The organism is Cobetia sp. MM1IDA2H-1, assembly GCF_002916775.2.
GTDB classification, from domain to species: domain Bacteria; phylum Pseudomonadota; class Gammaproteobacteria; order Pseudomonadales; family Halomonadaceae; genus Cobetia; species Cobetia marina.
Genome location: NZ_CM133225.1, coordinates 3,466,769 through 3,479,570, shown reverse-complemented (window position 1 = coordinate 3,479,570; position 12,802 = coordinate 3,466,769). Strand labels below are relative to the sequence as shown.

General features: G+C 64.4%; 5 protein-coding genes (1 of these 5 only partly in view). All 5 read left to right on the top strand.

Going from position 1 to position 12,802, the window contains the following annotated elements; all coding sequences use genetic code 11:
- Window positions 1-99: 99 nt before the first annotated feature.
- Window positions 100-612, top strand: a complete 513-nt coding sequence (locus BOH68_RS14595; protein WP_254696562.1) for an NUDIX hydrolase — start codon at window positions 100-102, stop codon at window positions 610-612.
- Between the two features lie 100 nt (window positions 613-712).
- Window positions 713-1,642 carry an AAA family ATPase gene (locus tag BOH68_RS14590; RefSeq protein WP_077380031.1) on the top strand — a complete coding sequence of 310 codons (930 nt, stop codon included), beginning with the start codon at window positions 713-715 and terminating at the stop codon, window positions 1,640-1,642.
- Window positions 1,639-2,637 carry a DUF58 domain-containing protein gene (locus BOH68_RS14585; RefSeq protein ID WP_077380029.1) on the top strand — a complete coding sequence of 333 codons (999 nt, stop codon included), beginning with the start codon at window positions 1,639-1,641 and terminating at the stop codon, window positions 2,635-2,637. Before BOH68_RS14590 ends, BOH68_RS14585 begins: the two co-directional genes overlap by 4 nt.
- Window positions 2,634-4,712: a transglutaminase TgpA family protein gene (locus tag BOH68_RS14580; RefSeq protein WP_077380027.1), complete on the top strand. Its 2,079-nt coding sequence runs from the start codon at window positions 2,634-2,636 to the stop codon at window positions 4,710-4,712. Before BOH68_RS14585 ends, BOH68_RS14580 begins: the two co-directional genes overlap by 4 nt.
- Before the next feature lie 295 nt (window positions 4,713-5,007).
- On the top strand, window positions 5,008-12,802 hold the start of the coding sequence (locus BOH68_RS14575) for a VCBS domain-containing protein (RefSeq protein ID WP_456821152.1). It continues 19,709 nt past the right edge of the window; 7,795 of the gene's 27,504 nt are visible here — the first part of the coding sequence; its start codon is at window positions 5,008-5,010; its stop codon lies off the right edge, out of view.

The window sequence follows — 12,802 nt, the reverse complement described above, 5'->3', positions numbered from 1 at the left end:
TGGCGGAGTGGAAGGCAGCTGCGTCGCATTCTGCTACCGTGGGGGCATCAGTCGGTGCGTGGCATCGCGACGATCAGCACAGGGAAAGGACAGGGTACGGTGATCCAGGACGAAATCATTCAATTGGTTGATGCACGCAATCGCCCATGCGGTACGGCTCCTCGTCGCCAGATGCGACGTTATCGCTACTGGCATCGAGCGACCTATGCCTTCGTGCTCAATGCCAGTGGAGAGCTGTGCATTCAGAAACGCACCATGAGCAAGGAAGTCTTTCCAGGGTATTTCGACCTCGCCAGCGGAGGTGTGGTCGGCGCGGGCGAAGCGGTCCACGTGGCCGCACGACGCGAGCTGGAGGAGGAGATCGGTGCCCGGGGCGTCGCGCTCAGACATTGCTTCGATTTCTGCTATCGCGATGCCACCAATCATGTCTATGGCAGCGCCTACCTCGCACGTTATGACGGTCCCTTGACGCTTCAGGCCGAGGAGGTGGCTGACGCCTTCTGGGTGACACCGCAACAGGCGCTGGAATTGCATCCTTCAACGCCGGACAGCCGTATGGCGCTTGAACGCCTCATTCGTGAGGGCTTTCTCGTCTCTGCCATGGAAGAGTAGGCAATGATGGCCTGTCGGCGGCGCGCCATGACCCTGCACGCGCCTGCATGTGCTTTCTCTGTCCCACTCTCCCTACCACTCTCTGTGCTGGAGTCTGCGCATGAATGCCAAGGTATCGCCCCAACAGCTGGAAGAGGTGGAGGTTGCACTGTCGAGCGTGCTGGCGGGCAAGCCGCATCAGATCCGGCTCGCTCTGTGCTGCCTGCTGTGTCAGGGCCACGTGCTGATCGAGGATCTGCCCGGGCTTGGCAAGACGACGCTGGCCCAGGGACTGGCGCGTCTGATCGGCACCGACATGCAGCGCGTCCAGTTCACCAGTGATCTGCTGCCCGCCGACATTCTCGGCGTGTCGGTCTTCGACCCTCGCGAGAGCGCCTTCCATTTCCATCCGGGCCCCGTCTTTCACTCGCTGGTGCTGGCGGATGAGATCAATCGTGCCACGCCCAAGACCCAGAGTGCGCTGCTGGAGGCCATGGAAGAGCGCCAGGTGACCGTGGAGGGCGAGACGCGTCGTCTGCCGGAGCCTTTCTTCGTCATCGCCACTCAGAACCCGCTTCAGCAATCCGGTACCTTCCCGTTGCCTGAGTCCCAGCTGGATCGCTTTCTGATGCGTCTTTCGTTGGGATATCCAGAGCCTGCGGCTGAGCGAGAGATACTGAGAGGCAATGCCGGTCGCCAGCACATCGAGGCGCTGCGTCCCCTGTTGCCGCTCGAGGTACTGCGTGAGTGGCAGGCATCCGTGACGCGCGTGCGTCTCTCTGAACCGCTGCTGGATTACCTGCAGGCACTGGTCGCTGCCACACGGTCGTCGCCGGAAGTGCCTTACGGCCTGTCGACGCGAGGCGTGCTGGCATTGGCCAACGCCTCGCGTGGCTGGGCGTTGCTCGCGGGGCGTGACTACGTGCTGCCAGAGGATGTCCAGGCCGTCTGGGCGCCGGTGGTCGGCCATCGACTGAGCGAGGGCAGTGTCGCGGAGGGAGATGCCGTGGCTCGCCATCTGCTGGGGCAGGTGGCGGTGGTGCCTGCATGACACGAGCGGCCAGTGTCGGACCATGGGGCCGACTCAAGGCGCGCATGTTGCGCAGGATGTCCATCGCCGGCGGTGAGGCGCTCCATCATGCCCGTCTGATGATCCTGCCCACGCCCTTCGGCCTGTTCTGGGCAGTGCTGGTGTGCATGCTGCTGCTGCTGGGGATCAACTACGAGAATTCCCTCGCGCATGCGCTCGCATTCTGGTTGTTCTCGCTGGCAGTGATCAGCATCTTTCGAAGCTGGCGCAATCTTGCCGGTGTGCGCGTCCAGTTGATCGCGGATGGCGAGGCCTACGCAGGCGGTGAGTTGCGCCTGCTGGTCCGGCTGAGCGGGCGGGCGCGGGCGCGCGCCATCGATGTGCGTCTCGGGAATAGTCGTCAGCGTCTCGAGATTCATGCCGGAGAGGGCAGTGCGCCTATGGGGCTGCCGGTCGCTCTTCGTGGGCAGTTCACCTTGCCGCCATTGACGCTGGAGTCTCGCTGGCCGCTGGGGCTGGTGCGTCTGTGGTCCTGGGTCGCGATCGAGATGCCGGTGATGATCCACCCCTGTCCGCAGATGCCGGCCGCACCGCAGGGCAGTCGCAATACGCTGGAACAGGTCGAGCAGGGCGACTTCGCCGGCCTGCGTCGCTATGTGGCCGGTGATCCACCGGCGCATGTGGCCTGGAAGCACTGGGGGCGCAGCGGTGAGCTGGTCACCAAGCGTTTCGAGACGCCGGCACGCCCCTCCTTGTGGCTGGACTACGAGGCGTGCCATGGCGACATGGAACAGCGTCTCGGCGAATTGACGGCACGCGTGCTGGCGGCGGAGAAGTCACAGGCGACCTATGGGCTGCGCCTGCCGGGCCAGACGCTGGCCATCGCCAGTGGTGGGGCGCATCGGCGACGCGTACTGGAAGCGCTGGCCTTGTTTGGAGGAGAGACGGTGCTGCCCTGGGAGGTTCAGCAGCAGGCCGTGGCGTCTCGAGAGCTGGCCGGGAGGGCAAAGACATGACGCGAGCACATGGCAATGTCTCTCGCCGCTGGTGGCAACGCAAACCTCTGACGCCTGATCAGGCGCTTGGCTGGCTTGAACTGCGCCACCTGTTCATTGGCCAGTGTCTCGTGCTGGCGCTGCATCTGTTGTGGATGCCGATCTGGCTTGCACTCCCTGCGCTGCTGGCGGCGCTATGGCGGTTTCAGCAATTGCGCGCCCGCGTGCCGCGTGCCGGCATTCTGCTGCGGCTGGCGGCGGTATGTCTGGTGGCAGCAGGGCTGTTTCTGGAATACGGGCAGATGTTGCGCCTGGAGGCGATGATCGGCCTGCTGGTGGGAATCTATCTGCTCAAGCTGCTGGAAACTGACAGCCTGCGTGATGGTCGCGTGGTCTGTGGGCTGGGGTTTGTCGTGCTGGCCTCCGCCTTCCTGCATGATCAGGGGCCGGTGATGGCAGCTGCAGCGATTCTGGCCGCTGGCTGGCTGATCGGTGGTCTGGTCCTGATCGCCGGAGCGCGCCGCAGTGGTGAGGCACTGCGTGAGACTTGCTGGTTGATGGGCTTGTCATTGCCGCTGATGCTGGGATTGTTCGTGCTGTTTCCCCGTCTGCCGCCACTCTGGAACGTTCCTCAGCTGGAAGAGGCCACGACCGGTCTGACGGATAGCGTATCGCCCGGTGATATCGCAGCGCTGGGGCGCAGTGACGAGCTGGCTTTCCGAGCCCGTTTCGACGGTGCCTTGCCGGCAGCTTCAGAGCGCTACTGGCGTGTCTATACCTTGAGTCTGTTTGATGGCGTGCGCTGGTCACGTGCCTCCCCTGATAGGCTGCAGAGTGCGTTGGGTGGGCCGGCGTCGCGCTATGCCGTGCGTGGCAGGGGCGTGGGCGGCGGCAGCCCCCGGCACCGTTATGAGCTGTTGCTGGAGCCGGACCCGCGCCCTTGGCGGCCAAGCCTCGGCGCTCCGTTGTCGAGTGATCAGGAGGCGCGTTATCTGGTGGACGGCACTCTGGAAGGGATGTCGTCACTCAACACCCGTGCATTGCTGAAATTGAGTTCCTCCGGTCAGCCTCCCTTGGCGGCACCACAATGGATGCAGCGTCTGGATCTGCTGTTGCCTGAGGATGGCAACCTCCGTGCTCGCGCATTCGCTCGTGATCTGATGCATCAGGCGGGTGGAGACCCCCAGGGCTTCCTTCGCCTCCTGTTCCAGCATTTCCATCGTCAGCCTTACCACTACACCCTCACGCCCCCGCGTCTTGAGGGCATGAATCGTGTGGACGATTTCCTGTTTGATAGCCTGCAGGGGTATTGCACGCATTACGCATCGACTACCGTCTTTCTGGCGCGGGCAGCAGGAATTCCGGCGCGCATGGTGGCGGGCTATCTCGGTGGAGAGGCGCAGGGTGGCGCCGCGAGCGGTGAGCGTGAGTTGAGCATTCGACAGTACGACGCCCATGCCTGGGTCGAGGTGTTCCATGGGGGGCGCTGGCACCGGTTCGACCCGACGGCGGCGGTGGCTCCCGAGCGTATTGCCCAGGGGGCGCTCAGTCTGCAAGGTCAGCCGGGTTTCATGGCAGATGCCGGTCTGCGCGCCTTCACGCTGAATAATTCCATGCTTCGTGATCTGAGGCGTCAGTGGGAGCGTTTCGAGTACCGCTGGCAGCGAAGTGTCGTGGGGTTCCGCCTGGAACAGCAGCGTAGTCTGTGGCAGCGGATGTTCGGCGAGTTTCGCTGGGAGTGGCTGGTCTGGGGGGTACTCGGATTGCTGACCTGTGTGGTACTGGTAGGGGCGGTGCTGGTGCTCTGGTCTGGCCGTGAGGTAACGACACATGCCGGTGTCAGAGCCTACCGTCGTCTGGCGAAGCGTCTGGAGCGCTCCGGGCTTGGCCCTGGCCCGGGTGAGGCGCCCGGCAGTCACCTGCGGCGTGTCGCACGGCTGCAGCCGGATAATGTTAAAGAATTGTTACAGTTGTCGGAAGTCGTTGAACAATGGATTTACAATGATGACGCGCAAGAGGGCGCTTCTCATGCCGGCGGCTCGTCTTCTCGTAGCATGCGTCGCCAGTGGTCAGCGTTATGCCGTAAGTTGACATAGGCCACGTTTTCCATTGTGGTGGTGTGTGATTCCTTGTTTTCTGGGTATTTTTCGAGATTAGGTATCTCAGTCTCGTTGCGTGGCACCACTACGGAAAATTGCTAGGTTGCGGTAAGTGTTTTTGTGTATCAAAATGTAACCATCTGATTTTGTCGATCATGCCATTGCGCCCTTCGCAGCATGATGCAGCACCTTTCCCCAGCAGGAGTAAGTCCCCATGGTTCAGGTCATTCGCACAGAAGGCACAGTACTTGTTGTTTCCGCCACTAACGAGTCGCAGCGTGTCGTCAATGGAATGACGCTTGAACCTACTGCCACCCTGATCGCGCCGCAGGGAGCGATCATCGTGCTGGAAGATGGTTCTCGGTTGGTGGTGCCGCAAGGGGCCCCGATCGGTATCGAGGTACTGCTCGCAGAGTCTCGCGATGACGCACCTGTCGACCCGACGGTAGAAGCATTGCGCGAAGCGATTGCCCGAGGCGAAGACCCGACGGCCATCCAGGAGGCACCGGCAGCGGGGGAAAATGCAGGGTCTCCGGGCAGCAGTCGCAGTGGCTTCCTGGATGCCTCTGGCGTCGGTCGGGATGGCCGTGTCGAGCGCACTTCCTACGAATATGAAGGTGGGTTCACCGATCCCACCTATACCGATGAAGACGAAGATGGCCTCGGGTTGGATCCTGAGTCGACGGAAACCGACCTGGCCTTGACCGTCGATGCCCCGGCACTGACCTCCGACACCACGCCGACCATCGTCGGTACCACCGATGCCGAAGACGGCAGCACCGTCACCCTGGTCATCACTGACAGCGACGGCAACGAACAGACCGTCACCGCTACCGTCGAGAACGGCACCTATACGGTCGACGCAGAGACGCCGCTGAGCGAAGGCGAGTACAGCGTCGAGGCCTCGGTCACCGATCCGGCCGGCAACACCGCGACCAGCAATGATGTAGGCGAGATCGACGCAAGCGCGCCGAGCCTGACCGTCGATGCGCCGGCGCTGACCTCCGACACCACGCCGACCATCGTTGGCACCACCGATGCCGAAGACGGCAGCACCGTGACCTTGGTCATCACCGACAGTGAAGGCAACGAGCAGACCGTCACCGCGACCGTCGAGAATGGCACCTACAGCGTCGACGCCGAGACGCCGCTGAGCGAAGGCGAATACAGCGTCGAGGCCACTGTCACCGACCCGGCCGGCAACACCGCGACCAGCAATGACGTGGGTGAGATCGATCTGTCCGCGCCGGCTCTGACCGTCGATGCGCCGGCGCTGACCTCCGACACCACGCCGACCATCGTCGGCACCACCGATGCCGAAGACGGCAGCACCGTCACGCTGCTCATCACCGACAGTGAAGGCAACGAGCAGACCGTTACCGCGACCGTCGATAACGGCACCTATACGGTTGACGCCGAGACCCCGCTGAGCGAAGGCGAGTACAGCGTCGAAGCCACCGTCACCGACCCGGCCGGCAACACCGCGACCAGCAATGACGTGGGCGAGATCGATCTGTCCGCTCCGGCTCTGACCGTCGATGCCCCGGCGCTGACCTCCGACACCACACCGACCATCATCGGCACCACCGATGCCGAAGACGGCAGCACCGTCACGCTGCTCATCACCGACAGTGACGGCAACGAGCAGACCGTCACCGCGACCGTCGAGAACGGCACCTACAGCGTCGATGCCGAGACGCCGCTGAGCGAAGGCGAATATAGCGTCGAAGCCACCGTCACCGACCCGGCCGGCAACACCGCGACCAGCAATGACGTGGGCGAGATCGATCTGTCCGCCCCGGCACTGACCGTCGATGCGCCGGCGCTGACCTCCGACACCACGCCGACCATCGTCGGTACCACCGATGCCGAAGATGGCAGCACCGTAACGCTGCTCATCACCGACAGTGAAGGCAACGAGCAGACCGTTACCGCGACCGTCGAGAACGGCACCTATACGGTTGACGCCGAGACCCCGCTGAGCGAAGGCGAGTACAGCGTCGAAGCCACCGTCACCGACCCGGCCGGCAACACCGCGACCAGCAATGACGTGGGTGAGATCGACGCAAGCGCGCCGGCGCTGACCGTCGATGCGCCGGCGCTGACCTCCGACACCACGCCGACCATCGTCGGTACCACCGACGCCGAAGACGGCAGCACCGTGACCCTGGTCATCACTGACAGTGACGGCAACGAGCAGACCGTCACCGCCACCGTCGAGAATGGCACCTACAGCGTCGATGCCGAGACGCCGCTGAGCGAAGGCGAGTACAGCGTCGAAGCCACCGTCACCGACCCGGCCGGCAACACCGCGACCAGCAATGACGTGGGTGAGATCGACGCAAGCGCGCCGGCGCTGACCGTCGATGCGCCGGCGCTGACCTCCGACACCACACCGACCATCGTCGGCACCACCGATGCCGAAGACGGCAGCACCGTCACGCTGCTCATCACCGACAGTGAAGGCAACGAGCAGACCGTCACCGCGACCGTCGAGAATGGCACCTACAGCGTCGACGCCGAGACGCCGCTGAGCGAAGGCGAATACAGCGTCGAAGCCACCGTCACCGACCCGGCCGGCAACACCGCGACCAGCAATGACGTGGGTGAGATCGATCTGTCCGCTCCTGCACTGACCGTCGATGCGCCGGCGCTGACCTCCGACACCACACCGACCATCGTCGGTACCACCGATGCCGAAGACGGCAGCACCGTCACGCTGCTCATCACCGACAGTGAGGGCAACGAGCAGACCGTCACCGCGACCGTCGAGAACGGCACCTACAGCGTCGATGCCGAGACGCCGCTGAGCGAAGGCGAGTACAGCGTCGAGGCCACTGTCACCGACCCGGCCGGCAACACCGCGACCAGCAATGACGTGGGCACACTGGTTGGCAGTGATTCTGGCGCGGTAACAGAGGATGGCGTTACCGAAGCTTCCGGCACGCTTGTCGATGTTGAAAGCACCGATGTGGTCGCTGGCTCCCAAAGCGATGATTACGGCACTTTCAGCATCAATGAGTCAGGTGAGTGGACCTACACGCTCGATAACGAAGCCGCTGCCGTCCAGGGGCTGGATGCAGGCGATACTGTCAGCCAGTCATGTGTGGTCGAGCTGAGCGATGGGACGACCACCACGGTCGACATCGTCATCACCGGCACCGACGACCTGCCGGTCATCACGGCCGATTCTGGCGCCGTGGAAGAAGACGGCACTCTGGAAGCCACTGGCACGCTGACGGCCACGGATGCCGACAACCCGGATCTGGCCTTCGTCGCCGCCACCGATGACAGCAGTGTCTACGGCAGCTTCGAGGTCGCCGCCGACGGCAGCTGGACCTACACCCTCGACAATGACGCCGCCGAGACCCAGGCACTGGCTGCCGGCGAGACCGTCACCGAGACCTACACCGTCACGCTGAGCGATGACTCGACCACCACGGTCAACATCGTCATCACCGGCGTGGACGACGGCGCCGTGATCTCCGATGACAGCGGTGAAGTCACCGAAGACACCACCCTGGAAGCCAGCGGTACGCTGACGGCCACGGATGCCGACAACCCGGATCTGGCCTTCGTCGCCGCCACCGATGACAGCAGTGTCTACGGCAGCTTCGAGGTCGCCGCCGACGGCAGCTGGACCTACACCCTCGACAATGACGCCGCCGAGACCCAGGCACTGGCTGCCGGCGAGACCGTCACCGAGACCTACACCGTCACGCTGAGCGATGACTCGACCACCACGGTCGACATCGTCATCACCGGCGTGGACGACGGCGCCGTGATCTCCGATGACAGCGGTGAAGTCACCGAAGACACCACCCTGGAAGCCAGCGGTACGCTGACGGCCACGGATGCCGACAACCCGGATCTGGCCTTCGTCGCCGCCACCGATGACAGCAGTGTCTACGGCAGCTTCGAGGTCGCCGCCGACGGCAGCTGGACCTACACCCTCGACAATGACGCCGCCGAGACCCAGGCACTGGCTGCCGGCGAGACCGTCACCGAGACCTACACCGTCACGCTGAGCGATGACTCGACCACCACGGTCAACATCGTCATCACCGGCACCGACGACCTGCCGGTCATCACGGCCGATTCTGGCGCCGTGGAAGAAGACGGCACTCTGGAAGCCACTGGCACGCTGACCGCCACGGATGCCGACAACCCGGATCTGGCCTTCGTCGCCGCCACCGATGACAGCAGTGTCTACGGCAGCTTCGAGGTCGCCGCCGACGGCAGCTGGACCTACACCCTCGACAATGACGCCGCCGAGACCCAGGCACTGGCTGCCGGCGAGACCGTCACCGAGACCTACACCGTCACGCTGAGCGATGACTCGACCACCACGGTCGACATCGTCATCACCGGCGTGGACGACGGCGCCGTGATCTCCGATGACAGCGGTGAAGTCACCGAAGACACCACCCTGGAAGCCAGCGGTACGCTGACGGCCACGGATGCCGACAACCCGGATCTGGCCTTCGTCGCCGCCACCGATGACAGCAGTGTCTACGGCAGCTTCGAGGTCGCCGCCGACGGCAGCTGGACCTACACCCTCGACAATGACGCCGCCGAGACCCAGGCACTGGCTGCCGGCGAGACCGTCACCGAGACCTACACCGTCACGCTGAGCGATGACTCGACCACCACGGTCAACATCGTCATCACCGGCACCGACGACCTGCCGGTCATCACGGCCGATTCTGGCGCCGTGGAAGAAGACGGCACTCTGGAAGCCACTGGCACGCTGACGGCCACGGATGCCGACAACCCGGATCTGGCCTTCGTCGCCGCCACCGATGACAGCAGTGTCTACGGCAGCTTCGAGGTCGCCGCCGACGGCAGCTGGACCTACACCCTCGACAACGAGTCGGCCGCGGTGCAGAGCCTGACGCCAGATGACACCATCAGCGAGCAGTACACCGTCACGCTGACCGATGGGACGACCACCACGGTCGACATCACCATCACCGGCGTGGACGACGGCGCCGTGATCTCCGATGACAGCGGTGAAGTCACCGAAGACACCACCCTGGAAGCCAGCGGTACGCTGACGGCCACGGATGCCGACAACCCGGATCTGGCCTTCGTCGCCGCCACCGATGACAGCAGTGTCTACGGCAGCTTCGAGGTCGCCGCCGACGGCAGCTGGACCTACACCCTCGACAATGACGCCACCGAGACCCAGGCACTGGCTGCCGGCGAGACCGTCACCGAGACCTACACCGTCACGCTGAGCGATGACTCGACTACCACGGTCGACATCGTCATCACCGGCACCGACGACCTGCCGGTCATCACGGCCGATTCTGGCGCCGTGGAAGAAGACGGCACTCTGGAAGCCACTGGCACGCTGACCGCCACGGATGCCGACAACCCGGATCTGGCCTTCGTCGCCGCCACCGATGACAGCAGTGTCTACGGCAGCTTCGAGGTCGCCGCCGACGGCAGCTGGACCTACACCCTCGACAATGACGCCACCGAGACCCAGGCACTGGCTGCCGGCGAGACCGTCACCGAGACCTACACCGTCACGCTGAGCGATGACTCGACCACCACGGTCAACATCGTCATCACCGGCGTGGACGACGGCGCCGTGATCTCCGATGACAGCGGTGTAGTCACCGAAGACACCACCCTGGAAGCCAGCGGTACGCTGACCGCCACGGATGCCGACAACCCGGATCTGGCCTTCGTCGCCGCCACCGATGACAGCAGTGTCTACGGCAGCTTCGAGGTCGCCGCCGACGGCAGCTGGACCTACACCCTCGACAATGACGCCGCCGAGACCCAGGCACTGGCCGCGGGCGAGACCGTCACCGAGACCTACACCGTCACGCTGAGCGATGACTCGACCACCACGGTCAACATCGTCATCACCGGTACCGACGACCTGCCGGTCATCACGGCCGATTCTGGCGCCGTGGAAGAAGACGGCACCCTGGAAGCCAGCGGTACGCTGACGGCCACGGACGCCGACAACCCGGATCTGGCCTTCGTCGCCGCCACCGATGACAGCAGTGTCTACGGCAGCTTCGAGGTCGCCGCCGACGGCAGCTGGACCTACACCCTCGACAATGACGCCGCCGAAACCCAGGCACTGGCCGCGGGCGAGACCGTCACCGAGACCTACACCGTCACGCTGAGCGATGACTCGACCACCACGGTCAACATCGTCATCACCGGCGTGGACGACGGCGCCGTGATCTCCGATGACAGCGGTGAAGTCACCGAAGACACCACCCTGGAAGCCAGCGGTACGCTGACGGCCACGGATGCCGACAACCCGGATCTGGCCTTCGTCGCCGCCACCGATGACAGCAGTGTCTACGGCAGCTTCGAGGTCGCCGCCGACGGCAGCTGGACCTACACCCTCGACAATGACGCCACCGAGACCCAGGCACTGGCTGCCGGCGAGACCGTCACCGAGACCTACACCGTCACGCTGAGCGATGACTCGACCACCACGGTCAACATCGTCATCACCGGCGTGGACGACGGCGCCGTGATCTCCGATGACAGCGGTGAAGTCACCGAAGACACCACCCTGGAAGCCAGCGGTACGCTGACGGCCACGGATGCCGACAACCCGGATCTGGCCTTCGTCGCCGCCACCGATGACAGCAGTGTCTACGGCAGCTTCGAGGTCGCCGCCGACGGCAGCTGGACCTACACCCTCGACAATGACGCCACCGAGACCCAGGCACTGGCTGCCGGCGAGACCGTCACCGAGACCTACACCGTCACGCTGAGCGATGACTCGACCACCACGGTCGACATCGTTATCACCGGTACCGACGACCTGCCGGTCATCACGGCCGATTCTGGCGCCGTGGAAGAAGACGGCACCCTGGAAGCCAGCGGTACGCTGACGGCCACGGATGCCGACAACCCGGATCTGGCCTTCGTCGCCGCCACCGATGACAGCAGTGTCTACGGCAGCTTCGAGGTCGCCGCCGATGGCAGCTGGACCTACACCCTCGACAATGACGCCACCGAGACCCAGGCACTGGCCGCGGGCGAGACCGTCACCGAGACCTACACCGTCACGCTGAGCGATGACTCGACCACCACGGTCGACATCGTCATCACCGGCGTGGACGACGGCGCCGTGATCTCCGATGACAGCGGTGAAGTCACCGAAGACACCACCCTGGAAGCCAGCGGTACGCTGACCGCCACGGATGCCGACAACCCGGATCTGGCCTTCGTCGCCGCCACCGATGACAGCAGTGTCTACGGCAGCTTCGAGGTCGCCGCCGACGGCAGCTGGACCTACACCCTCGACAATGACGCCACCGAGACCCAGGCACTGGCTGCCGGCGAGACCGTCACCGAGACCTACACCGTCACGCTGAGCGATGACTCGACCACCACGGTCGACATCGTCATCACCGGCGTGGACGACGGCGCCGTGATCTCCGATGACAGCGGTGAAGTCACCGAAGACACCACCCTGGAAGCCAGCGGTACGCTGACGGCCACGGATGCCGACAACCCGGATCTGGCCTTCGTCGCCGCCACCGATGACAGCAGTGTCTACGGCAGCTTCGAGGTCGCCGCCGACGGCAGCTGGACCTACACCCTCGACAATGACGCCGCCGAAACCCAGGCACTGGCCGCGGGCGAGACCGTCACCGAGACCTACACCGTCACGCTGAGCGATGACTCGACCACCACGGTCAACATCGTCATCACCGGCGTGGACGACGGCGCCGTGATCTCCGATGACAGCGGTGAAGTCACCGAAGACACCACCCTGGAAGCCAGCGGTACGCTGACGGCCACGGATGCCGACAACCCGGATCTGGCCTTCGTCGCCGCCACCGATGACAGCAGTGTCTACGGCAGCTTCGAGGTCGCCGCCGACGGCAGCTGGACCTACACCCTCGACAATGACGCCGCCGAAACCCAGGCACTGGCCGCGGGCGAGACCGTCACCGAGACCTACACCGTCACGCTGAGCGATGACTCGACCACCACGGTCGACATCGTCATCACCGGCACCGACGACCTGCCGGTCATCACGGCCGATTCTGGCGCCGTGGAAGAAGACGGCACTCTGGAAGCCACTGGCACGCTGA

What these genes read in the sequence shown, in the direction of transcription:
- BOH68_RS14585 (WP_077380029.1), top strand. Translation starts at nt 1,639, where the DNA reads ATGACACGAGCGGCCAGTGTCGGACCATGGGGCCGACTCAAGGCGCGC.
- BOH68_RS14590 (WP_077380031.1), top strand. Translation starts at nt 713, where the DNA reads ATGAATGCCAAGGTATCGCCCCAACAGCTGGAAGAGGTGGAGGTTGCA.
- BOH68_RS14580 (WP_077380027.1), top strand. Translation starts at nt 2,634, where the DNA reads ATGACGCGAGCACATGGCAATGTCTCTCGCCGCTGGTGGCAACGCAAA.